The 24029-nt window shown below is 53.5% G+C and carries 24 protein-coding genes; 17 read left to right on the forward strand and 7 right to left on the reverse strand.

Annotated features, from left to right (window positions below):
* Positions 1-12 precede the first annotated feature (12 nt).
* The 7 genes from N685_RS0107510 (at position 13) to N685_RS0107540 (ending at position 6163) form a co-directional block, all read left to right on the forward strand.
* Positions 13-660: a GntR family transcriptional regulator gene (locus N685_RS0107510; RefSeq protein ID WP_031407222.1), complete on the forward strand. Its 648-nt coding sequence runs from the start codon at positions 13-15 to the stop codon at positions 658-660.
* Between the two features lie 153 nt (positions 661-813).
* Positions 814-1986: an ABC transporter substrate-binding protein gene (locus N685_RS0107515; RefSeq protein WP_031407224.1), complete on the forward strand. Its 1173-nt coding sequence runs from the start codon at positions 814-816 to the stop codon at positions 1984-1986.
* 61 nt (positions 1987-2047) lie between these two features.
* Positions 2048-2929, forward strand: a complete 882-nt coding sequence (locus N685_RS0107520; RefSeq protein ID WP_031407226.1) for a branched-chain amino acid ABC transporter permease — start codon at positions 2048-2050, stop codon at positions 2927-2929.
* A gap of 13 nt (positions 2930-2942) precedes the next feature.
* A complete protein-coding gene (locus tag N685_RS0107525) occupies positions 2943-4007 on the forward strand; it encodes a branched-chain amino acid ABC transporter permease (RefSeq protein WP_031407227.1) in 1065 nt (354 codons plus the stop codon).
* Positions 4004-4774 carry an ABC transporter ATP-binding protein gene (locus tag N685_RS0107530; protein WP_031407229.1) on the forward strand — a complete coding sequence of 257 codons (771 nt, stop codon included), beginning with the start codon at positions 4004-4006 and terminating at the stop codon, positions 4772-4774. Before N685_RS0107525 ends, N685_RS0107530 begins: the two co-directional genes overlap by 4 nt.
* Entirely contained in the window at positions 4774-5499 is a 726-nt protein-coding gene (locus tag N685_RS0107535; RefSeq protein WP_031407230.1) for an ABC transporter ATP-binding protein, read from the forward strand. Before N685_RS0107530 ends, N685_RS0107535 begins: the two co-directional genes overlap by 1 nt.
* Positions 5500-5695: 196 nt before the next feature.
* Complete coding sequence (locus N685_RS0107540) at positions 5696-6163, forward strand: flavin reductase family protein (protein ID WP_031407232.1); 468 nt, start codon at positions 5696-5698, stop codon at positions 6161-6163.
* A 216-nt stretch (positions 6164-6379) separates the two neighbouring features.
* On the opposite strand, the gene N685_RS0107545 is transcribed toward N685_RS0107540, so the two are convergent.
* Complete coding sequence (locus N685_RS0107545; protein WP_031407234.1) at positions 6380-6943, reverse strand: FAD-dependent oxidoreductase; 564 nt, start codon at positions 6941-6943, stop codon at positions 6380-6382.
* Between the two features lie 404 nt (positions 6944-7347).
* On the opposite strand from N685_RS0107545, the gene N685_RS0107555 reads away from it, so the two are divergent.
* From N685_RS0107555 to N685_RS19770, 5 genes are all read left to right on the forward strand, one after another.
* The gene (locus tag N685_RS0107555; protein ID WP_237746885.1) at positions 7348-9180 is read left to right on the forward strand and encodes a pyruvate kinase; all 1833 of its coding nucleotides are present in this window, start codon (positions 7348-7350) and stop codon (positions 9178-9180) included.
* Between the two features lie 185 nt (positions 9181-9365).
* Positions 9366-10082, forward strand: a complete 717-nt coding sequence (bioD, locus tag N685_RS0107560; protein ID WP_031407237.1) for a dethiobiotin synthase — start codon at positions 9366-9368, stop codon at positions 10080-10082.
* Positions 10072-11451: an adenosylmethionine--8-amino-7-oxononanoate transaminase gene (gene bioA, locus N685_RS0107565; protein WP_031407239.1), complete on the forward strand. Its 1380-nt coding sequence runs from the start codon at positions 10072-10074 to the stop codon at positions 11449-11451. Before bioD ends, bioA begins: the two co-directional genes overlap by 11 nt.
* 228 nt (positions 11452-11679) lie before the next feature.
* The gene (locus tag N685_RS0107570) at positions 11680-11874 is read left to right on the forward strand and encodes a hypothetical protein (RefSeq protein ID WP_011232484.1); all 195 of its coding nucleotides are present in this window, start codon (positions 11680-11682) and stop codon (positions 11872-11874) included.
* 101 nt (positions 11875-11975) lie between these two features.
* Positions 11976-12119: a hypothetical protein gene (locus tag N685_RS19770; RefSeq protein ID WP_167332995.1), complete on the forward strand. Its 144-nt coding sequence runs from the start codon at positions 11976-11978 to the stop codon at positions 12117-12119.
* A 49-nt stretch (positions 12120-12168) separates the two neighbouring features.
* Here the strand turns inward: N685_RS19770 and N685_RS0107580 are convergent, their stop codons facing one another.
* From N685_RS0107580 to N685_RS0107600, 5 genes are all read right to left on the reverse strand, one after another.
* Positions 12169-13236, reverse strand: coding sequence for a Ger(x)C family spore germination protein (locus tag N685_RS0107580; protein ID WP_031407242.1), 1068 nt, complete (start codon positions 13234-13236; stop codon positions 12169-12171).
* The gene (locus tag N685_RS0107585) at positions 13233-14321 is read right to left on the reverse strand and encodes a GerAB/ArcD/ProY family transporter (protein WP_031407244.1); all 1089 of its coding nucleotides are present in this window, start codon (positions 14319-14321) and stop codon (positions 13233-13235) included. The genes N685_RS0107580 and N685_RS0107585 overlap by 4 nt, the downstream gene beginning before the upstream one ends.
* Positions 14322-14346: 25 nt before the next feature.
* A complete protein-coding gene (locus tag N685_RS0107590) occupies positions 14347-15816 on the reverse strand; it encodes a spore germination protein (protein WP_031407246.1) in 1470 nt (489 codons plus the stop codon).
* Positions 15817-15901: 85 nt separating this feature from the next.
* Complete coding sequence (locus N685_RS0107595) at positions 15902-16237, reverse strand: spore coat protein (RefSeq protein WP_031407248.1); 336 nt, start codon at positions 16235-16237, stop codon at positions 15902-15904.
* A 15-nt stretch (positions 16238-16252) separates the two neighbouring features.
* Positions 16253-16510, reverse strand: coding sequence for a hypothetical protein (locus tag N685_RS0107600; RefSeq protein ID WP_031407250.1), 258 nt, complete (start codon positions 16508-16510; stop codon positions 16253-16255).
* Between the two features lie 166 nt (positions 16511-16676).
* Between N685_RS0107600 and N685_RS0107605 the strand changes: the two genes are divergently transcribed.
* Positions 16677-17594: a proline dehydrogenase family protein gene (locus N685_RS0107605; RefSeq protein WP_031407253.1), complete on the forward strand. Its 918-nt coding sequence runs from the start codon at positions 16677-16679 to the stop codon at positions 17592-17594.
* A gap of 87 nt (positions 17595-17681) precedes the next feature.
* Here N685_RS0107605 and N685_RS18960 read toward each other — a convergent pair whose 3' ends face one another.
* A complete protein-coding gene (locus N685_RS18960) occupies positions 17682-17831 on the reverse strand; it encodes a YuzL family protein (RefSeq protein ID WP_011232479.1) in 150 nt (49 codons plus the stop codon).
* Between the two features lie 183 nt (positions 17832-18014).
* On the opposite strand from N685_RS18960, the gene N685_RS0107615 reads away from it, so the two are divergent.
* The 4 genes from N685_RS0107615 (at position 18015) to N685_RS0107630 (ending at position 23972) form a co-directional block, all read left to right on the forward strand.
* Positions 18015-20402, forward strand: a complete 2388-nt coding sequence (locus N685_RS0107615; protein ID WP_031407255.1) for a 3-hydroxyacyl-CoA dehydrogenase/enoyl-CoA hydratase family protein — start codon at positions 18015-18017, stop codon at positions 20400-20402.
* A 27-nt stretch (positions 20403-20429) separates the two neighbouring features.
* Positions 20430-21602 (forward strand): acetyl-CoA C-acetyltransferase, encoded by a 1173-nt coding sequence (locus N685_RS0107620; protein ID WP_031407257.1) that lies wholly within the window; start codon positions 20430-20432, stop codon positions 21600-21602.
* A gap of 137 nt (positions 21603-21739) precedes the next feature.
* Positions 21740-23524 (forward strand): acyl-CoA dehydrogenase family protein, encoded by a 1785-nt coding sequence (locus N685_RS0107625; protein WP_031407259.1) that lies wholly within the window; start codon positions 21740-21742, stop codon positions 23522-23524.
* An 82-nt stretch (positions 23525-23606) separates the two neighbouring features.
* Complete coding sequence (locus N685_RS0107630) at positions 23607-23972, forward strand: arsenate reductase family protein (RefSeq protein WP_031407261.1); 366 nt, start codon at positions 23607-23609, stop codon at positions 23970-23972.
* Positions 23973-24029 lie beyond the last annotated feature (57 nt).

Raw genomic sequence — 24029 nt, forward strand, 5'->3', positions numbered from 1 at the left:
TATGATAGACGTATGGGAACGAAGGCGAAAAACAAAACACAGTTGGCGTATGAGTATATATTGTCCCGCATTGAAAGCGGCGTCTATGGCCCGGGATACCGCGTCGTCATCGATCAAATCGCCCGCGAGCTCGGGTTAAGCAGCATTCCGGTGCGCGAGGCGATCCGCCAGCTCGAGGCGGAAGGGCTTGTCGAGTTCAAGCCGTATGCAGGTGCTGTGGTCAGCACCATTAACGAAAACGAATATGTGGAGACGTTGTCCGTGCTGGCGGTTTTGGAAGGCTATGCGACCGCGCTTGGCTCCGCCAATTTGACGAAGGAGGCGATCAACGAGCTTGAGCGGTTGAACGAACGGATGGAGCGGGCGCTTGAAGAGCTGGAGCTGGAACGGTTCAGCGAGCTGAACTATGAATTTCATTCTTTGATTTACGCCCATTGCGGCAACGCCTACCTTGAAGAGCAAATCAAGCAAATTTGGCAGCGGATGAAACGCATCCGTGTGTACGGATTCACATTTGTTCCGCAGCGGGCGAAAGCATCGATCGAAGAGCATCGAGAGATCATCCGCCTGCTACGGGAACAGGCGCCGGCGCATGAAATCGAGCAATACGTCCGCCAGCATAAACTAAACACCGCGGAGGCGTTCAAGCGGCGGCGCTGACCACGATTCTGACCCAATGGATGGTTTTCGGCAGACACTCGAGAGAGGTGATGCTGTTCTCCTATAGGGAGGTAAAGAAGGTGTCCCCATTCTTTTGGGGCACCTTCCAGAAGGATTTTGAAAGCGTTATCAATAAGAAAGGGGGAAATCAACATGAAAAGGAGAATGTCTCTTTTCATGACAGCCTTGTTGTTCCTTTTCCTTGTCGCTTGCGGGAAGACAACGACATCTGGAAATGGAGGGGACGAAATCAAAATCGGCGCCATTTTCTCGGCCTCAGGTGGAGCGGCGCCGCTCGGCAAGCCGGAGATGGAGACGGTCAAAATGCTTGTTGAGCAATGGAACGAGCAAGGCGGCATAGATGGAAAGAAAATCAAGCTGATCGCCTATGATGACAAGTCCGACCAAAACGAGGCCGTATTATCCGCGAAAAAACTCATCGAGCAAGACAACGTGACGGCCATCATCGGCGGCACGACCAGCGGGAACTCCTTAGCCATGATCCCACAAATCGAAAAGGCAGGCATTCCGTACATTTCCCTCGCAGCAAGCAAACAAATCGTCAATCCAAGCGATGGATCCTCACGTCATTGGACATTTAAAACCGCTCAAGGGGACAATATCGTCATCCAGAAGCTGCTTGGTTTTTTAAAAGAGAAAGGCTGGCTGAACGTCGCCTGGCTGAACGTCGCCAATGCATACGGAACGAGCGGGCATGAAGAGTTTGTGCATTATGCCCCGGAATATGGGGTGAAAGCTGTCATCGAAGAGGAGTTTGAGGCGACGGTCGATGACGCGAAAGCGATGTTGACAAAGGTGAAAAAAGCGAATCCGCAAGCCATTATCGTATGGGGAACGGCGCAGGAATCGGCGGTCGTCACGAAAAACATCCGCCAGTTGGGCATTGCGGCGCCGATTGTGGAAAGCCACGGCATCGGCACGAAAAGCTTTATCGACTTGGCCGGTGAGGCGGCCAACGACGTATGGTTCCCCGCCGGGCGCATTTTAGTGGCAGACCAGCTTCCGGACAGCGATCCGCAAAAAGAAACGCTGCTAAAATACAAACAAGATTTTGAAAAAGCGTACGGCTATGGGCCGACCACCTTTGGCGGACATGCGTGGGATGCGTTTCACTTGTTGGCCAACGCGATCAAAGAGGGAGGCACTGAGAAAGAGAAAATACGGTCGGCTCTGGAGAATACAAGAAAATTTATCGGCATTTCAGGCGTCTTCCATATGTCAAAAGACGACCATACAGGGCTTGACGCCGACAGTTTAGTGATGGTGCAAATTCAGGATGGAAAGTTTGTGCTCGCGGAGCAGTAAACAGGGAATGAGGTCGCTAATTCCCTTTTGTTCCACCTAACCGTTGAAGGAGGGACGGGGCATGGAAGCGTGGAGCCAGTTTGTGCAGCTGTTGTTTTCTGGGCTCACGGTCGGCAGCATTTACGCGTTGGTGGCGCTCGGATTTGTCATTACGTACAGCGTGACCGGCATTTTAAATTTGGCTCAAGGCGATTTCGCCATGTTAGGGGCGCTGTTTTGCGTTACGCTCGTCAACAACGGCGTGCCGTTTGTGCTCGCGATTGGGCTCAGCATTGTGGCGGTGATGGCAATCGGCGCGCTGTTTGAGCGGCTGGCGATTCAGCCGGCGCGCCGATCGCCTGTCGCGGTGCTCATTATCATTACGATCGGGGCGTCGTTTGTATTCCGCGGGATTGCCCTGCTCGTTTGGGGGACGAATCCGTACGCGCTGCGCCCTTTTACGGGCCATGGGGCGCTTGAGGTGTTTGGAGCGGTCATCCAATGGCAAAGCGTCTGGGCGATCATCATTTCGCTCGCGAGTTTTGCCGCCTTGCATTTGTTCTTTCACCGAACGTACATCGGCAAGGCGGTGGCCGCCTGCGTCATCAACCCGTTTGCCGCTCGGTTGATGGGGATTGACATCCGCAAAATGTCGCTTGGCGCGATTGCCGCCAGCGCTGGTCTGGGGGCGCTCGCGGGAATTGTCATCGCCCCGATTTCCGGCGCTTCTTATGATATGGGGATGATGATTGGGCTGAAGGCGTTTATTGCCGCTGTTGTCGGGGGATTGACGAACGCCCCGGCTGCGATCGCCGGCGCGTTTCTCGTCGGGCTGCTTGAATCATTTGCGGAAGGATACTTGTCCTCGGGATACAAAGAAGCGATCAGCTTTGGGCTGTTGCTGCTTGTGCTGTTTTTCATGCCGAACGGGCTGTTTGCCAAGATGACAGGAAAGCGGGTATAAGGGGGACGGATGGATGGAGCACGGTCAACGAATGACGGGTGGACGAAAACGATGGCTTTGGCTTGCCGGCGCAGCCGTTTGGCTCGGTCTCCCCTGGCTCGTTTTCGGCAATAACTACGTGCTAAGCACCCTTGTTCTCATCGGGCTGTATGCGCTCGTAGGCACAGGGATGACGCTGTTGATGGGGTATGCGGGCCAAATTTCGCTCGGCCAGGCGGCGTTTTACGGCATGGGGGCTTACACGTCCGCCTATTTGACGGCGCACGCAGGATGGCCGGCTTGGTTGGCGTTGGTTGCCGGTGCGGCATTGGCCGCTTTGGTGGCGCTCGTCGTCGGCATACCGGTTTTCCGGCTGCGTGAACATTATTTGGCGTTGGCGACGTTAGGCTTTGGCGTCATTATGTTTACATTCTTTAAAGAATGGAAAGGGATCACAGGAGGGCTGAATGGCTTTTTTGGCATCCCGCCGATCCGTATCGCCGGGATTCCGCTGCAAAGCGATTTCCAGTTTTACTACCTCGTTTCGTCGTTTGTTCTGGCCGGGGGATGGTTTGCTCGCAATGTTGTCCGCTCCCGGGTCGGAAGGGCGCTGCGGGCGATTCATGGAAGCGAAGTGGCGGCAAGCTCGCTTGGGGTGAACATTACGAAATACAAGCTGCAAATTTTTATGCTCAGCGCTGTTTACGCTTCGGTTGCGGGGAGCTTATACGCCCATTACGTTACGTTTATCAATCCGGACTTATTCGGCATCATTCCTTCGATTTACTTTTTAATCATGGTGATCATTGGCGGGACAGCCAGTGTATGGGGAGGACTCGTCGGCGCTGCCGTATATGTCTGCTTAGGAGAATGGCTCAAAGCGGTTGTTCCGTTGTTGTTGCCGAATGCCGGTGGAGAGTTTGAAATTGTCTTTTTTGGCTTGTTGCTCGTCATCATGTTGATTTACATGCCGAACGGGTTGACAGGTGTCGCGCCCAAAGGATTGAGGCGGTTTTGGAAAACAAGTTGGCGTCAATCCGAGCGGGCGACGGCCGTCGACAGCCATAAGGCCCGTTCGATCGGAGGGGAGCAGGGATGAGCGCCATGTTGCTCGAAGTGGAGCAATTGTCCAAGTCATTTGGCGGCATTCAGGCGGTGCAGAACGTGTCTTTTTACGTAAAAAAAGAAGACATCGTCGCGGTGATCGGGCCGAACGGGGCAGGCAAAACGACCTTGTTCAATATGATCAGCGGCATTGTTCCGCCGACAAGTGGTCTCGTTCGTTTTCAAGGAGCCATAGTCAGCGGCAAACAACCGCACGAACTGGCGATGTTGGGAATGACAAGGACGTTTCAAAACTTGCAGCTGTTTTCCGATATGATGGTGTTGGAAAACGTGATGGTCGGACTTCATTCACGGTTGAAGAGCGGAATCGTGAGCGCCGGCTTTCGGCTGCCGCGTACGGTGAAAGAAGAAAAGCAAGCGCAGGAACAGGCGTTTTTCTGTCTCGAGCAGGTCGGTTTGGCCCATCTCGCCTGGGAGCGAGCAGGCACGCTGCCATATGGGATGCAGCGGCTTGTGGAAATCGCCCGCGCGGCTGTATCCCGTCCTTCGCTCATTTTGCTTGACGAGCCGATGGCCGGCTTGAACCCGCAAGAATCGAAGCAGCTCGTTGATGTGTTGCTGATGATGAGGGAACAAGGCTTTAGTTTTTTGTTCGTGGAACATGATATGGAAACGGTGATGGCGATCGCCGACCGGATCGTCGTCCTCGATTACGGCAAAAAAATCGCCGAAGGAGCGCCGGAAGAGATTGCGCGGCACCCTGATGTCATCAAGGCGTATTTGGGAGAGGAGGCGGTTTGATGCTGACGCTTCGCAACGTTCATGTCTACCACGGTCATTTGCACGTATTGAAAGGAATCGATTTGCACGTCGGCCAAGGAGAAATCGTGGCGATTGTCGGCACCAACGGGGCGGGCAAAAGCACGCTGCTCGGCACGATTGCCGGCGTCTACGCTCCAACCGAAGGGGAGATTCTTTTTGAACAGAAACCGCTTCCCTATGGAAAGGCGGAGAAAATCGTTGACCAGGGCATTTGCCTTGTGCCGGAGAGGCGGCAGATTTTTGACAGCTTGTCCGTGAGGGATAACTTGCTGCTGGGGGCGTACCGCCGCCACCGCCGCGACGGACAGGAAGTGAAGCGCGACTATGAGCGGGTGCTTGAACTGTTCCCGAAACTGCAAACGATGCTCGACCGTCCGGGAGGACTATTAAGCGGCGGCGAGCAGCAAATGCTGGCGATCGCCCGCGGGCTGATGGCAAGACCGAAGCTGCTTTTGCTTGACGAACCGTCGTTAGGGCTGGCTCCGCTTGTGGTCAAGGAAGTGATGGGGATGCTGACGCAGCTCTGCGATCAATTTCAGACGTCCATGATTCTTGTCGAGCAAAACGTGCGGGCCGCGCTGCAGACCGCGGATGAGGCGTATGTGTTGGAACGGGGAAGCATCGTGATGCACGGAAAGGCCGCCGAGCTGCTTGCCGATGAGCGGGTGGCCGAAGCGTACCTTGGAGCGGCAGGCCGCCGATGACAGCTGGATATCGTCGTTGTTTCTTTCCTTTGTTTCTGCTATGATGGGGGTAGATTTGCCCGCATCCTGGCATGAATAGGAGCAAAATGCCGGACGAAGCGGCCGGACTGTGGAAACATCAAGAAGGAAAAGCCGCCTACACGCCAGCGGAAGGCGCAGGGTGGCTGATCATGAAAAGGGAAGGATGGGAGAACGGATGGATGATCGTACCTTTCGCAATGCGATGGGGAAATTTGCAACCGGCGTGACGGTCGTGACGACCGACTTTCAAGGGGAAGTGAAAGGGATGACGGCGAATGCGTTTATGTCCGTTTCACTTGACCCGAAGCTGGTCGTCGTCTCGATTGGTCATAAAGCACGAATGCATGACATTGTCAAGCAAACAGGAAAATTTGCCGTCAACATTTTGCGCCGCGATCAGGAAGACCTGTCGCGCTTGTTTGCCGGCCAGTTGAAAGAAGAGCGCTCCGTTTCGTTTGAGTGGGTGAACGGCCATCCGATTTTGCCGGAGGCGTTGGCGAATATTTTATGCAACGTCCACAGCTCGCACGTGGCTGGCGATCATACGCTTTACTTTGGAGAAGTGACCGATATTTTGATGAAAGACGAACCGGGCGATCCGCTCTTGTTTTTTGAAGGGAAGTACCGGAGCATTGGACAGTAGGCGTCCTTGGATGGGCGGGAAAGCCGGCGCGTTCGGGGCAAGGATGGCGAAAAGACGGTTCGGCCCGCTGTTTCTATGACTATCAGAAAAGAGGGTGTCCCAAAAGGATCGGGACACCCTCTTTCGTCGCTATATATACGTACTGACTGCTTCTGTCGCACTATATGTTGTGCCTATCTTAAAGGCAGACGATCTTTTGGGTCAGCCCCTTTGTTGTTATTTTTTCAATACATCGTGATCGACGTACCGCTCGCCGTTCAACTCGCTGATGACGTTGATGGCGACTTTTGCCCCGTCGCCCGCTGTGATGATCGTATGGACGCTGACGCCAGCCACCGTCCCTGCCGCCCAAATGCCGTCGATGTTCGTTTTGCCGTTGGCGTCGACGTCAATCACCGTTTTAATGCGCGGCTCCGTGCCCGGTTTGATGCGCAGGCCGATTTTTTCCGCGAGGTCGGTGGCGACGCCAGTGGCGAAAATGACGTGTTTCGCCTCATAGGAGCCGTTGTCCGTTTCGAGGCGGAAGCCGTCGTCTGTTTTTTGCACGTCCGTCACTTGCGTTTCCACCAATTCGGCACCGAATTTGGCTGCTTGCCGTTTTCCCGTTTCGACCAAGTCCGGTCCGCTGATTTCCGGAACACCGTAATGGTTTTCCACCCAAGCGCGCTTTGTCATGCCTTTGTCGTTGTCAAACAACACCGTTTTCTTTCCGGCTTTGGCGGCGAAGATCGCGGCGCTCGCTCCCGCCGGTCCAGCGCCGATAATGGCGATATCGTACATGGCTGCCTCCTCCTTTGTTTGAATATTGGGACTATCCTTACTGTAGCATAGATGGAAATGAAGTCCAAACGATCTGCTTATATTTTATACTAATTATTATTTTATATTGAATTTAAATTATCTATGGGCTATAATCAAAGCAACGCGATGGAAAAGGGGAGAAGAGCGATTGAACAAGACGATCATTTGCCAACAATGCGGCCAGCCGTTGCGGCGGCTGAAACACTCACTGCTTTGCCAATGCGGGACGAAAATTGTGGTTCAAAAATCATATCGCTAAAAACGATTTCCTGTTTCTGTCGTATTCAACCGGCGAATGGCGCCGGTTTTTTTCTGTCCTCATTTGGGATGGCAGCGAATATATAAAAGTAAAACCGCATTTTTCACAAGGGTTGGTGCCGCTGATGCACGACAAACGAGATTTGGGCGCCCGCTTGGCCGCTTTTTACCGAGGGATGGCGGAGTGGGTGGGACAAAAGCAGAAGTATTTTCCTCTTCCATCCAATGAAGAGAGCCGGGATCAGTTGCTTGCCTACTTATACATGAGGGAGCATATGCCGTCGGATTTGCTTGAAGCGCTCGAAGAAAGCGGATGGCGGTTCGAGGGGCAAGAGGCTCATCTCATCGACGCGATCGAACAAGTTTTGGCATATTTGCGCACGCCGGTTGATGGCGGATGGGAGCTTCGAAAGATGACAAGAAAGGAAGCAAACCAGTTGCTTCATAAACGGGCGGAGGAAGTGTTTGGAAGCCCGAGTTCTGTTCGGCCGACACGCATCATGGTGACGATGGACGAGGCATGGGTGGATGAGCCGGGGCTGATCGAGCGACTGCTTCTTTATGGCATGGACATTGCCCGCATCAACTGCGCGTACGGTTCACCGGAAACGTGGGAGGCGCTCGTGGCCATCATTCGTCAAGCCGAGAAGCAGTTGGAGCAACAGCTGCAGGGGAGGCGATGCCGCATTTACATGGATCTGCCGGGGCCCAAAATCCGTGTCGACCGCTTGGCGGTCAACACGGGGCCGATGAAGCTCTCTGTGAAGAAAAATCTATATGGAGAGCCAATGGAGCCGCTCTTCGGCATCATTTCCTTCTCTTCTTCCCCGCCGCCGTCTCCGCTTCCGCGCGATGTTTCATTCTGGTGGCAGTTGACGGCTGAGGACGGAGCGACTGTTGAAGAAGGGGATGAACTGCTGTTTACCGATGTGCGCGGAAAAAAACGAAAATTGCGGGTCACTGAACAAATCGCCCCGTCTTGTTTTAAAGTTTTTCTTTCGCGGACGGCCTATGTGCAAAAAGGGATGAAACTACGGTGTGGGTCGGCTTCTTTCACCCTTTCTTCTGTGTTGTTCATTCCAATGAAAGCGTTTGTCACTGTCGGTACACCGCTGTATATTTATTTCGATGACGCTGCGTTTGCACAGGCACAGAATGGTTGCGGTGTGAAAATGACGACGACGTTGGCGAAAGCGTGGCGCAATGTGCGGGCGGGAGACCGCCTTTATTTGAACGACGGCCAAATTGCAGCACGGGTCGTGAAAGTGCACGAGCGGCATGTAGAGGCCAAAGTCGTTGCCGATGGCGGAAAGCGAAAAGCGATTAAGCAAGGAACGGGCATTCATCTTCCCGATTCGTTTCTCCATTTGACAGTTCCGCCGCTCACCGACCGCGACCTTGAATGGATTCCGTTCGTCGCGAGATGGGCGGATATCGTCGGCCTGTCGTTTGTTCAGGCCCCTCATGACCTGCGAAAGCTTTATCATTTGCTTGCTGAACAAGGAGCTGGCTCTCTCCCGGTGATTGCGAAAATTGAAACGCGGACGGCGCTTCATAACTTCGTTCGCATTTTGCTTGAGGGATTGAAGTTTCCGGCATTTGGCGTGATGGTTGCGCGCGGTGATTTGGCCCTGGAGATCGGATTTGAACATCTTGCTGCCGCACAGGATGACATTTTAGCGCTATGCCGGGCGGCCCACATCCCGGTCATTTGGGCGACGCAAGTGCTTGAACAAATGGCGAAAAAGGGAATTCCGTCGCGTGCGGAAATCTCGGATGTCTCACTTGGAAGGCAGGCGCAGTGCATCATGTTGAACAAAGGAAGGCATATTGCGGAGGCGGTGCGCTTATTGGCGTTTTTGTTGGAAAAACAAGAAGGGCAGAGCGGATCGTCAGTGGTGCCGAAAATGGACGGTGAACGGATGGATCCGTTCCGCTTGTGGGAGGATGAAGGATGAGCGTTGGCCGCTGCTTCCGCCGTCTGTTTGAGAAATGAGCCACGCCAAAAAAGGAGTCCTGCTGTGTTAGGGGGCTCCATATTTTTTGTCTAAATGTAAACCTATATAAAAATAAAGTTGACAAATAAAACCACATCGGGCACAATAGAAACAAATATTTGGAGAGAAGGGATGGGGGGATCAGAATGGGAAGCGCCATTTTCATGACGGGAACAGGAACGGAAATCGGCAAGACGGTGGTGACGTCCATTGTGGCGTTGGCGTTGGAGCGGCTTGGCATGAGTGTAAGCGTGTTTAAACCGGTTCAGACTGGACTGGCCGAAGATGGGGTGTCGTTTGCTGAACAATATTGGTACGAACGAGTGGCGAAGCTTTCCGCATCAGAAGGCATGTACTATATGGAGCCGGCGATGTCGCCGCATTTGGCGGCGAAGCTGACCGGCACATCCATCGAACCAGAGAGGGTGGCCGAGCGGTTGGAATGGTTGAAGCAGCGCTATGATGTGGTGCTCGTCGAAGGAGCGGGAGGGTTGGCTGTTCCGTGGTGCGAGCACGACGGACGATGGTATATGACGAGCGATTTTGTCCGCGACTATGAGCTGCCGGCGATTCTCGTGTCGCTCTCAAGTCTTGGCGCGATTCACCACGCGGTGACGACGGCGGCGTATGCGAACGCACAAGGCATTCGTTTGCTTGGCCTGATGTTCAATCAGTTTCAAGAGCAAGAGATCATCCACCAAAACAATGTCGAAACGATCGCCGCCTTGCTGCAGCTCCCGGTGCTGGCGGTCGTGCCGCTCCTTCCGGCAGTCTCAAGGCGGGAACTGGAAACCCTAGCTCAGCGTTGGCTCGAACAAGGAAAGGCGAAACAATTGCTGGAGGTGTTGGGCGTTGGCGTATAGCTACGAACAATTGGAACAGTGGGACAAGCAGTACGTCTGGCATCCATTTACGCAAATGAAGCAGTATGCGAAAGAACGTCCGCTGATCATTGAACGCGGGCAAGGAAGCTATTTGTACGATGTCGACGGCAATCGGTATCTGGACGGTTATGCGTCGCTATGGGTCAATGTCCACGGGCATAACGATCCGGAGCTGAATGCGGCGCTTCGCGAGCAATTGGAGAAAATTGCCCATTCGACATTGCTTGGTTCGGCGAATGTGCCGTCGATTTTGTTGGCCAAACGGCTGCTTGAATATTGGCCGCACATGTCAAAAGTGTTTTATTCCGATACCGGAGCGGCGGCGGTGGAAATCGCGCTCAAGATCGCCTATCAGTATTGGAAAAACATCGATCCGGTCCAATATGCGAAGAAGAACAAGTTTGTCTCGTTGAAGGAAGCGTACCACGGCGATACGGTCGGGGCGGTGAGTGTTGGCGGCATGGAAACGTTCCACCGCATTTTTGCGCCGCTTTTGTTTGAGCGGATCGAAGTGCCGTCGCCGTACGTGTACCGTATGGACGAATACGGAAGCGAGCAGGAGATCGTCGGCTATTGTTTGCGCGAGCTTGAACGGGTGCTCGAGGAGCAGCACGATCAAATCGCCGCAGTGGTCATCGAGCCGCTTGTGCAAGGAGCGGCAGGGATCATCGTCCATCCGCGCGGGTTTTTAAAAGGAGTCGAAACGCTTTGCCGCCGGTACGGGGTGCTCTTCATTTGCGACGAGGTCGCCGTCGGCTTTGGCCGCACTGGCACGATGTTCGCCTGCGAGCAGGAAGAGGTGAAGCCGGATCTCGTCTGCCTTGGGAAAGGGATCACCGGAGGGTATTTGCCGCTCGCGGCCACACTGGTCACGGAAGAGATTTATGCAGCCTTTCTCGGCGATGTGGACGAAGACAAGACGTTTTACCACGGCCATACGTACACGGGGAATCAGCTCACTTGTTCCGTTGCGCTGAAAAATATGGAGCTCATCGAAAAACGCGGTCTGATTGACAGTGTTCAACAGAAGGCGCGCCGACTGGTCGAATGGCTTGAGCGGTTGTATGAAATTCCAATTGTCGGCGACATCCGGCAAAAAGGATTGATGTGCGGCATTGAGATCGTGAAAGACCGAAGAACAAAAGAAGTGTTTCCGCGCGCGGCGATGGTGGAGCACCGGATCATCCTTGAGGCGCGCCGGAGAGGGCTTGTCATCCGTCCGCTCGGCCCGGTGTTGACGTTCATTCCAGTTCTTTCGATGAGCGAAGACGAAATGGCTGAGGCGGTTCGTATTTTGTTCGATTCGATTGTCTGTTTGTATGACCAGGTGCGCGCGGAGCATCTATAAGCGGGGGCGGCGGACAGCCGCCTGTTTTTGGTTTTGTGCAGATGGGAAAGCGGGGAAAAAGATTTTTTTGAATGCAAAGACCTTGAAGAAAGAAGCTTCCTTGGCATTCGCCCATCAATATTGAGGAGAAATCGCTCTTTTTCACCAGCCTTCTAGGTACTGGCCTAAGCAGAGGGCGTTTTTCCTGCATACAGTGGGACTAAAGCAAGCGGAAGGGGGGGAAGCAAGATGAGCCATCTCCAAGTAGCGGATGAACGCATTTGGCGGCCATGGGGCTGGTGGTTTTGGCGGCCGCGCCCGTTTTTCTTCGGCGCTCCGTTTTTCGGCGCTCCATTTTTCGGTGGCTTTTTAGGCGGTTTGCTCGGCAGCGCATTGGTCCCGCCGTTTTTCTATCCGTGGTGGTATGGCCCGATTTGGTGGTGAGAAACTGGCAAGGGGTGGGCGGACGGCCCACCCTCTTTTTGGATTTGCGCATATGAATAGAGTAAAGCCATTCTATATCAAAAACGAAAGGGGAAGAAACGATGCCGTTTCCAGGATTGTTGTTTGGCGCCCCGTTTGTCGGCGGCTTCTTGGGGGGGCTGCTCGGCGGCGCGTTGGCTCCGCGTCCGTTTTACCCGTACCCGCCTTATCCGCCGTATCCTCCGTATCCAGGCTGGTGGTATTAATCAACGATTCATGAAAGAATAAGCATCCCTTTGGAACAGGAAGGGATGCTTATTCAATGATTCCAGTGTCGCGGATGCGAACGTCTGCCGTAATGCGAAACGGCAGATGGCGGTAGCGACGATAAAAGTCGCGGTAGCTGAAATGACGGTACTGGCTTTTGGCCCAATCGCCGAGGCCGATGGGATCGATGTTCAGTTCCTGAAAGCGGCGGAGGAGCTCGCTCGCTTTTGTTTTGATTTCCTTTTCAAACTGTTGTTGGACAGCCTGTTGGGCCGACGGGGTAAACGGTCCTTGTTTATGTTCCCTTATCACCCCTTCAAGGGAAAGGTGAATGTGCAGATGCGGGTGCGTTTTCGGTCCGGAAAAGGAAATGGACCGCTTGGTTGAAATGTTTTTAACAGACGCGTAATTGCCTTTTTGCAGTCGAACCGTATGAGTCCCTTCTGTATAGGAGTCGGTCAGGATTTTAAAGAAGAACATGTCGTTTCGCTCAATATAATCGACGACCCGGTCGCCGCGAAATAAGGCGATTCCCTCGACTTGCACATCTTGGCCGACCCGTCGGAGATACGGCAAAAAGGGGTCTTGGCCATCGGCATAGTACATTTTCAAAAACAGATGCAAATTCGTTTTAGGCACGTCCCGCTGTTCAATATTATGTTTGAGCAGATTGGAAAGATAAATGCCGTTTCCTTGCCGGCCGTAATGCCCTTTTAATAACTCTTCGGCCGTTCCGTCGACAACCGCTAAATAAAGCCTGGTTCCGATGCTGGAATCGCGATGGAAGTTATCGACAAATGGGAAAATGCCCTGTTCCGCCAACCGCTTTCCATACAACGCCACTTCAATGCTTCCGTTGACAAGCGGTTCGGACGTTTTGTGCTGCAGCTCTTCGAGAATATCCTTTGTGCTGACGGAAACGGCAGTTAATGTTTTATTGGCGGTCTCCTCCCTCTTATAGATGGGAATGAGCACGGTGCCCTTGATTTTATTTTTATTCACATAATCAAACCCTACAGCGCTTTCAATGCTGATGTCGTCTAAAATTTCCTTGCGCAGGCAGCCGGAGAGCAGCGATACGGCCACGAGAACAAAAAGAAACGTCTTTCCGTTCATAACTTCCCTCTCACTTTCGTCCGAATATACGTGAACGCCGCTAAACATGGCAGCCATACATAAAGAAAATAAAAGCCGATTCGGTTTAAGACCGAATTGATCATATTGACGCCGGTTCGGTCATGAACGGCAAGTGTGGCGAGAAAGCATCCGATGGCGAGGAGGAGCAAAGCCGTTTTTTGCCGAACCGGAAGCACCTTCTTGCATATGCGCGAAGAGCACCAGAGCCCTAAGCATACGTTCGGCAGAATGACAAACAGCCAATTGGCGATGCCAATATACTCAAATCGTTCAATGAAAGGCATCTCGACCATTTTCCACATCGTCAACGTCGCCCAAATTTGGCGCTGCAACTGTTTTTCGCTAAAATAGGCCAATGTCAAGACGGTAAGCAGTGTGTAAAACAAGGTGGTGGTCAATAAAGCGATGTGCGCCCATTTGGCCGATTGTTTTCCGTTTTTCAGGAAAGGGTAAAAGAGCAAAACTGTTTCATATCCGAGCATGGTTAAGGTCATTTCTTTCGCTGCTTTGACAATTCCGGAGAGCGGATGGTCCAAAATTGGGAGCAGCCGGTAAAAGTCGGTATAATCGAAGACAAACCAAAACGTAAACAGCAGATAACTAGGAATAATTAAGCAAAAAAAGCAAATGCCGACGACAATCCGAAAGCCGCCCAATGTGATGTACAAGCAAAGAAGCAAAAAGGCGAGCGAAAACTCCCATGTGCGCAAATCGGGAAACATCCATACTTGAATGACTTCGATATACGTACGGAGCACCACAAATGACATGGAGGCAAAGTAGGCGGCTATCGCCAAAGAAAGAACGTTGCCGAGCCAGCGGCCGAACAATTGCTGGTGCAAGCGGATGAAGTCGCCATCCGCTTGCTGCAAAAGCCAATACATTAAAGCTAGTACAAGGTGTCCTGCCGCGCCAGCCAACAGGACGGAAATCCACGCGTCATGACCGGCTGATTTGGAGATGATGCGTTGGAAGCCAAGGACACCGATGCCGATTTGCATGGACATAATGATAAAAAAGGCCATGAAGGCAGAAACTTGAGACCGTTCCGCGACAGAAGCCATCTTCGTCCTCCTGCAAAATGATCGTCTATTCATCAATATCTCGCTTTTCCTTTGCTTTTTTGCCGTCGAATCGAATCGGTTGCTGCGTTCTGAGTGAGCTTGGCCGCTTCGCTTGGCTTGTAAGCGGAAGACGGATGAGCGCGTCCTTCCAATCCTTCCAACGCGGCGGATACAGCGGCACAAGAAATGGCCGTCCCAGTGAGGTTAACGAAAGCAGATGGGTCATCACAATGCAAAAACAAAATGCCACCCCGAGCAGCCCCCACATTTCGGCAAACAGCAAAAAGGGGAAACGCATCAAGCGAATCGTATTGCCCATTTTGTAGACAGGGGTAGTAAAGGAAGCCAACGCGGCAAGCGCCACCAAGATTAACAAGACATTGCTTGTCAACCCGGCCTCAACGGAAGCCGTTCCAATGACAATCCCGCCGACGATGCCGATTGTTTGCCCGACTTTCGTTGGCAGCCGCGCCCCGGCTTCACGCAAAAGCTCGATGGTCAACTCGAGAAACAACACTTCCAAAATGGGCGGAAACGGAATTTCCTTCCTCGAAGTAATGAGCGTCCCCAACAAATCTTTCGGTATGAGCTCATAATGGTAATTCAACGTCGCGACATAAATAGGTGTAATCAAAATGGAAAAGGCGACAGAAAAAAGACGAATGAGACGAAAAAAAGAAGCAATGGTCCAGTTTAGAAAATAGTCTTCAAAAGATGAAAAAAACTCGACGAGAGTGGTCGGACCGATGAGCGCATGCGGCGAACCGTCCACCAAAATCGCCACTTTTCCTTCCGCTAACACCGCGGCTACTCGGTCGGGCCGTTCCGTGTCAAGCAATTGTGGAAACAGGGAATGCCGGTTGTCAGAAATGATTTGGACGATATAAGAACTGTCAATGATCTCATCAAATTCAATCGCCTGAATGCGCTGCAAGACCGTTTGCACGTTCTCTCGATCCGCAATGCCATCGATATACACCACGGCCAATTTCGTTTGCGATAATGTTCCCACCCGAAACATGTTGACAGTCAAGTGATCCGAGGGAATGCGCTTGCGCAACAAATATAAATTCGTTTCCAATGATTCAATAAATGACTCTTTCGGACCGACGACGCTAAATTCTACTTCTGGAATGGTCAGCGTCCGCTCGAGCGTCTTTTGCGCTTTGACCAGCAATCCGGTTTCATCGGTTTCGTTCAGCCGAATGAGCAAATAGCCTTCGAGCAACTGCTGTTTCATGCCATTCGGGTCAGAGGAAAGATGCACTTCGTCCAATGGCAGGGCATCACATAGATCTTGTAAGGATGAAAAGGGATAATGGATCATATAAGGAAAAATATTCTTAACAGCCATTTCAAGATCGATCATCGGTTCCATGTAGGATACCCATATTCGTTGCCCAGTTGGCTGATTTCGGTACACTTTCGTTTGAAAATCAACGGAACGCCCCAATGTTTGCAGCATGCTCCATACCGATTCGGTTGGGGCCGCCATTTCCTTCTCCCCTTTCTGCGCCTGGTTTTTTTAACCGATTGAGAAAGAGGATGTCCGCCTGCCGTTCGGACATCCCCTCGTTTTGTTATTGCATCGCATTCCGTTGATAAGGAAGCTGATTCGTATACCCTTGGAACTGCTGGTACGTTTGCTGAAGCTTTTGCGGATCGGCGGCTTCAAGTTGATACCATCCTTTTTTGAACATCAAATGGTACAAGTCGCGCTGACAGTTTTGCGTTTCCGTGAAAATATTCATTATATCTTGATATAACGGTTGGTTGCTCGCTTCATGCAAAAAGACGCTGTACGACAACGTCATGTATTTTTCCGTCGTCAACATGTCGTTGAGAAAATCGCGCTCGTTCATTTGCGGTGTTTTCGGCACTTGCGTCTCCGGATTTTGCACTTGTTTCGTGTTCATCGGATGTTCCTCCTTTCACATCACCGGCGGCTGCGGCGGGTTTTGCAAATGGCGCAAAATCATTTCGTAATGGCGCTGATGCATCTGTCCAGCGCGCTCGATCGCCTGCACCACTTCAGGATCGCGGCATTGCGAGGCGAAAAAGTGCGCTTTTTTCGCCGCCAGCAAGTTCCATGACATCATGTCGGAAAAATACAGGGCGTCTTTTGTGGACACCATTTGCGGCGGCTCAGACATCACCGCCTGCGGGTTCATTTGAGGTTGCTGTTGCATGGCTGTTCGCTCCTTTCGTTGGTTGTTCGCTTGTAGATTGTCCAGCGAGTGGAAAGTTATACATAAATAAAAAATAAAACGCCAGGAAAAAACATATTCAATGAGGGCAGAAACATGGTACAATAAGAGATGATGAATGCGTTTCCATACAAGGAGGCTTGCAACAGTGGAACAGCTGATGCGCGACTTTTTTTTGTTCTTGTCCAAAAATAAAACGTTGACCCAGTTGGCGAAGCGATACGGCCTCCGCTTCGGCGCTTCAAGATTTGTCGCCGGTGAGACGATCGAGGAAGCGGTGCGCGTCATCCGCCAGCTGAACGAAAAAGGGTTGGCGGTCACGGTCGACTATTTGGGTGAGTTTGTCGACAATGAGCAGGAAGCGAATGAGATGGCGCGCCATTGCTTGGAAGCGATTGAGGCGATCAGCCGGGAAAAGCTGAATTCGCAGCTGTCGCTGAAAATGACATCGATGGGGCTGGATATTTCCGATGAACTGGTGATGCGCAACATGCGCCGCATTTTGGACGCGGCGAAAGAGCGCGGCGTGTTTGTGACGATTGACATGGAAGATTATTCGCGCTGCCAGAAGACGCTGGACATTTTTAAAACGTTGAAAAAAGAATACGACAACGTCGGTACGGTGCTGCAGGCGTATTTGTACCGGACGGAACAAGACATTGAAGATTTAAAGCCGTACCGCCCGAACTTGCGGCTTGTCAAAGGAGCCTACAAAGAACCGCCCGAAGTGGCGTTTCCGGATAAAAAAGATGTCGATGAGAATTTTAAGAAGATCATCAAAATGCATTTGTTAAACGGCAACTATACAGCTGTGGCGACGCATGACGACGCCATCATCGAATATACGAAGCAGCTCGTCAAAGAATACAACATTCCCAACAGCCAGTTTGAATTCCAAATGCTGTACGGCATCCGCCCGGAGCGCCAAGTGCAGCTGGCGCGCGAAGGATATACGATGCGCGTGTACGTTCCGTACGGAACGGACTGGTACGGCTACTTTATGCGCCGGCTTGCCGAACGGCCGGCCAACGTGGCGTTTGTCATCAAAGGCATGTTCCGCAAGTGACGCCCGCCCGGCAACGAGAGAACTGTGTCGAAAGCCCGGCCGATAGGCGGACAAGTCCGGCAAACAGGGGACAGGCGCCGTTGGGCGTCAGTCCCCTTGCATGTTGTGCTTTTTGTATTGCTGGTTTTGGCTTGTTCGCTTGCCGCCGCCGTCGGCTTCGACCGTCGGGCCGGCGTTTCCTTTGACGCTCGCGGCGCTGACACCGCGTTCAGACGGATTTTTTTTCAACCGGGCCATGATCTTCACCTCCTGTTTGTATTATGGGCCAAAATCGAGCAGTGAGTCGGGAAAAAATGTGCGCAAATATATTGCGAAAATTACCAACATACTATATATTTAGGTATAGAGAACGTTTTCAACGATATTTTTTTCGCCAGAAAATGAATGATCATTCATTCAATGGTGTGAGGGGGAACCGAAATGACAAAACGCATTCGGCGCGCCGCGGTGCTGGGGTCCGGCGTCATGGGATCCGGCATTGCCGCCCATTTGGCGAACGTCGGCATTCCAACGCTGCTGTTGGACATCGTGCCGCGGGAATTGACGAAAGAGGAAGAAGCAAAAGGTTGGACGCTCGAGCATAAACAAGTGCGCAACCGCCTTGCCAACCAGGCGCTCGAGCGGCTGCTCAAGCAAAAACCGGCGCCGCTCATGTCCAAAGACAACATCGCTTTGATTGAAACGGGCAACTTCGAGGATGACTTCCACCGGCTCGCGGAAGTCGATTGGATCATTGAAGCGGTCGTGGAAAAGCTGGAAGTGAAAAAAGAAGTCTTCGCCCGTGTGGACGAGGTGCGGACGCCGGGGACGATCGTCAGCTCGAACACCTCCGGCATCTCGATCGCCGCGATGGCCGAAGGGCGGTCGGAAGACTTCCAAAAACACTTTTTAGGCACGCATTTCTTCAATCCGCCGCGCTATTTGAAGCTGCTGGAGATCATCCCGACGGAGCATACCGATCCGGATGTGGTCGCCTATATGAAATCGTTCGGCGAAGACGTGCTCGGCAAAGGCGTCGTGCTGGCGAAAGATACGCCGAACTTCATCGCCAACCGGATCGGCACGTATGGCTTGCTCGTCACCGTCCGCGAGATGATGCAAGGGGGCTACAGCGTCGGCGAGGTCGATTCGGTGACGGGGCCGCTCATCGGCCGGCCGAAAAGCGCGACGTTCCGCACGCTTGACGTCGTCGGGCTCGATACGTTTGTGCATGTCGCCAACAACGTATATGAAAACGTCGAAGGGGAAGAAAAAGAGGCGTTCCGCGTGCCGGAGTTTATGAAAACGATGCTTGACAACGGCTGGCTCGGCAGCAAATCCGGACAGGGCTTTTTCCTCAAGCAAGGAAAAGACATTCTCGAGCTGAACTACATCACGATGCAGTACGAGCCGCGCAAAAAGCTGGTCACCCCGGCGGTGGAGATGGCGAAGCAGGCGAAAGGAACGGCCGCCAAGCTGCAAGCGCTCGTCTATGCCGACGGCGACCGCGCCGGCACGCTCCTTTGGAACATCATGGCGCCAACATTGCTATATGCCGCCCACCTTGTCGGGGAGATCGCCGACGACATCGTGGCGATCGACCGGGCGATGAAGTGGGGGTTCGGCTGGGAGCAAGGTCCGTTTGAGCTATGGGATGCGATCGGCCTCGAGAAATCGGTGCGCAAAATGCAGGCGGAAGGGCGCGACATCCCGGCGTGGATTACGGACATGCTCGCCGACGGAGCGACCTCGTTCTATCAAACGAAAAACGGCCAGCTGTTCTATTATGCGACCGGCGGATATAAAACAGTAGAAGAAAGCGAAAAAGTCATCCACATCCGCCGGCTGAAAGAAACGCGCGGGGTTATCAAGAAAAACGCCGGCGCAAGCCTCATCGACCTCGGCGATGACGTGGCGCTTTTGGAGTTCCATTCGCCGAACAACGCGATCGGCGCGGACATCGTTTTCATGATCAACGAGGCGCTTGAGGAAGTGAACCGCAATTACAAAGGATTGGTCATCGGCAACCAAGGGAAAAACTTCTGCGTCGGCGCGAACTTGGCGATGATGCTCATGGAAGCGCAAGACGAAAACTTTTTTGAATTGGAACTTGCCGTTCGCCAGTTCCAGCAAGCGCTTCTTCGCATGAAATACAATCCGAAACCGGTCGTCGTCGCGCCGTTTGCCATGACGCTCGGCGGCGGGGCGGAAGTGAGCTTGGCGGCTTCGCGCATCCAAGCGGCGGCGGAGACGTACATCGGGCTCGTCGAAGTCGGCGTCGGCTTGATTCCGGGCGGCGGCGGCAACAAGGAGCTGTACATCAAACGGTTGAACAGCCTGCCGCGCGGCGTGGACGTCGACTACGTCAAAATCGCGGCCGGCGTATTTGAAACGATCGCCATGGCGAAAGTGTCGACATCGGCGGCGGAAGCGCGCGAGCTCGGCTTCTTGAATCACCGCGACGGCATTACGATGAACGGCGACCATCTCCTGCATGAAGCGAAACAGGCCGTGCTCTCGCTGTATGAGGAAGGATACCAGCCGCCTGTAAGGAAGAAAGTGCCGGTGGCCGGCGAAAGCGGCTATGCGGCCATGCTGCTGGGCGCGCAGTCGATGTTCCATTCCGGCTACATCAGCGAGCACGATTTGAAAATCGCGAAAAAGTTGGCGTACGTCCTAGCGGGCGGCAAAGTGCCGTACGGGACGGAAGTCGACGAGCAATATTTGCTCGATTTGGAGCGCGAGGCGTTTTTGAGCCTCATCGGCGAACCAAAGACGCAAGCGCGCATGCAGCATATGCTTGTGAAAGGAAAACCGCTCCGCAACTAACGCGGGGAAGATCAAGGGGGGATCGGCGTGAGAGAAGCGGTCATTGTCGCAGGCGCACGCACACCGGTCGGCAAAGCGAAAAAAGGAACGCTCGCCCATGTGCGGCCGGACGATTTAGGGGCGCTCGTCGTCAAAGAGACGTTGAAACGGGCAGGAAATTATGAAGGAAACATTGATGACCTCATTATCGGCTGCGCCATGCCGGAGGCGGAGCAAGGGCTGAACATCGCCCGCAACATCGGCGCGCTCGCCGGGCTGCCATATACGGTGCCGGCGATCACGATCAACCGGTATTGCTCGTCCGGCTTGCAGGCGATCGCCTATGCGGCGGAACGGGTCATGCTCGGCCATTCCGACACGGTCATCGCCGGCGGGGTCGAATCGATGAGCATGGTGCCGATGATGGGGCATGTCGTCCGCCCCAACGCCCGCCTGGCGGAAGAAGCGCCGGAATATTACATGTCGATGGGGCACACGGCTGAGCAAGTGGCGAAAAAATACGGCGTGAGCCGTGAGGATCAAGACGCGTTCGCGGTGCGCAGCCATCAGCGCGCCGCCAAGGCGATTGCGGAAGGCAAGTTCAACGAGGAAATCGTGCCGGTGGAAGTGGTGGTGCGCAAAGTCGAAAACAACAAACTCGTCGAAGAAACCATCGTCTTTGCGCAAGATGAGGGCGTGCGTCCGGACACGAACATGGAGACGCTCGCGAAACTGCGCCCGGCGTTTGCGGTCAACGGCACGGTCACGGCCGGCAACGCGTCGCAAATGAGCGACGGGGCGGCGGCGGTCATGGTGATGGACCGCGAAAAAGCGGAGTCGCTCGGCTTGAAGCCGCTCGGCAAGTTCCGGTCCTTTGCGGTCGCCGGCGTGCCGCCGGAAGTGATGGGCATCGGCCCGGTCGCCGCGGTGCCGAAAGCGTTGAAGCTCGCCGGCTTGGAACTGTCCGACATCGGCTTGATCGAGCTGAACGAAGCGTTCGCCTCGCAATCGATTCAAGTCATCCGCGAACTTGGGTTGGATGAGGACATCGTCAACGTCAACGGCGGGGCGATTGCGCTCGGCCACCCGCTCGGCTGCACGGGTGCGAAGCTGACGTTGTCTTTGCTTTACGAAATGCGGCGCCGCAACGTGCAGTTTGGCATCGTCACGATGTGCATCGGCGGCGGCATGGGCGCAGCCGGCGTGTTTGAACTGCTGTAGCGGCAGCCGAAAGCGAGCGGGCTCCATCAGCTCGCGCGAGGCATGCATCCGCATTGGCCCGGCTGCAGGGAACGTCCATTTCCCGGGCGGCGTTGCCGCCCGGATCATCAATCATCTTTTGGGGGAGGAAATGAACGATGGCCAAAACAATCGAAGAAGCGATCAAAGGCGGCAGCTTTCTAATCGAAGACATTCCGGCGGAGCGCGTGTTTACGCCCGAAGATTTCACCGACGAACATCACATGATCGCCAAAACGACGGAAGAGTATGTCAACAACGAGGTGCTTCCGCAGCTTGAACATTTGGAAAATCACGAGTTTGACCGCTCGGTGAAGCTGCTCCGCAAAGCGGGCGAACTCGGCTTGTTGAGCGCGGACATTCCGGAAGAGTACGGCGGCTTGGGCTTAGATAAGGTCAGCTCGGCCATCATTGCTGAAAAAATGGCGCCGGCCGGCGGCTTTGCGATTTCGCATGGGGCGCACGTCGGGATTGGTTCGCTGCCAATCGTGTTGTTTGGCACGGAAGAACAAAAACAAAAATACTTGCCGTATTTGGCGACCGGCGAAAAAATCGCCGCTTATGCCTTGACGGAGCCGGGCTCGGGTTCAGACGCCCTCGGCGCGAAAACGACAGCGAAGCTCAATGCGGAAGGCACGCATTACATTTTAAACGGCGAAAAACAATGGATCACGAACTCCGGATTCGCCGATGTGTTTGTCGTCTATGCGAAAGTCGACGGCCAGCATTTCACAGCCTTTATCGTTGAGCGCGATTTCCCGGGCGTTTCAACCGGTCCGGAAGAGAAGAAAATGGGGATCAAAAGCTCATCGACGCGGACGCTCATTTTGCAAGACGTGCCGGTGCCGAAAGAAAACGTGCTCGGTGAAATCGGCAAAGGCCATGTCATCGCCTTCAATATTTTGAACATCGGCCGCTACAAGCTCGGGTTGGGGGCGGTTGGGGGCGCGAAACGGGCGTTTGAGATCACGGTCAAATACGCCAATCAGCGCCAACAATTCAAACGTCCGATTTCGCAGTTTACGCTGACGCAGGAGAAATTTGCGACGATGGCGTCGCGTCTGTATGCCGCCGAAAGCTCGGTGTACCGCACGGTCGGCTTGTTCGATGAACGGATGGGCCTGCTTGATGCAGAAAAAGCGAAAGATGGCAAGGAAGTGGCGAAGTCGATCGCCGAATATGCGATCGAGTGCTCACTGAACAAGTTTTTTGCGACGGAAGTGCTCGATTACATCGTCGATGAAGGCGTGCAAATCCATGGCGGCTACGGCTTTATGCAAGAATACGAAATCGAGCGCGCCTACCGCGATTCGCGCATCAACCGCATTTTTGAGGGAACGAACGAAATCAACCGCCTGCTCGTGCCGGGCATGTACTTGAAAAAAGCGTTAAAAGGCGAGCTGCCGCTTTTCCAAAAAGCGCAGCAGCTTCAGGAAGAACTCATGATGATGACCGCAGAAGAGCCAGGGACGGGCGCGCTGGAACAAGAGAAATACTTGGTGCGCAACGCGAAAAAAATCGCCTTGATGGTCGCCGGCTTAGCGGCGCAAAAATACGGCCAGCGCATTGAAGAAGAGCAAGAAGTGCTCGTCAACATCGCCGACATCGTCTCGAACATTTACGCGATGGAATCGGCGCTCTTGCGCACGGAAAAAGCGATTCAAGCGAGCGGTGAGGAGAAAAACAAGCAAAAAGTGCTGTACACGCAAATTTTCTGCCAAGAGGCGTTCAATGAAATTGAAGCCCATGCGAAAGAGACGCTCGTCGCCGTGGAACAAGGCGACACGCTGCGGATGATGCTCGCCGCGCTCCGCCGGCTGACGCGCCATACGCCGATCAACGTGATCGCGAAAAAACGCGAAGCGGCTGCCGCGCTCATTGAAGCCGAACGGTATATTGTGTGATAATGGGAAGTGCCAGGCAGACTGCCTGGTGCTTCTTTTCTTCTTGATCGTCCAAACAGCGGAAATGAAAGGGGGAGTGAAGATGGCGCTCACGCTCTATTGGTATCCAAAATGCGGAACGTGCCGGAAGGCGAAAAAATGGTTGGATGAACACGGCATTGAGGTGCAAACGGTGCATTTGGTCGACGAGCCGCTGACGAAAGAGCAGCTCGCCGACCTGCACCGGAAAAGCGGGCTGCCGCTCAAAAAATTTTTCAATACAAGCGGCATGAAATACCGTGAGCTTGGCTTGAAGGACCGGCTCGATGGCGCCTCGGAAGACGAGATGCTCGATTGGCTCGCCTCGGACGGGATGTTGGTCAAACGGCCGATTTTAACAGACGGCGAGCGGGTCGTCGTGGGCTTTCGCGAACAAGAATACGAGGCGTTTTTCGCGGAGAAGGCATAAAAATTTTTGCAAAATCGGGTGAATTCAGTGAGTTTTTGCGGAAAATCGGTTATGATG

The sequence above is a fragment of the Geobacillus vulcani PSS1 genome (genome assembly GCF_000733845.1).
GTDB classification, from domain to species: domain Bacteria; phylum Bacillota; class Bacilli; order Bacillales; family Anoxybacillaceae; genus Geobacillus; species Geobacillus vulcani.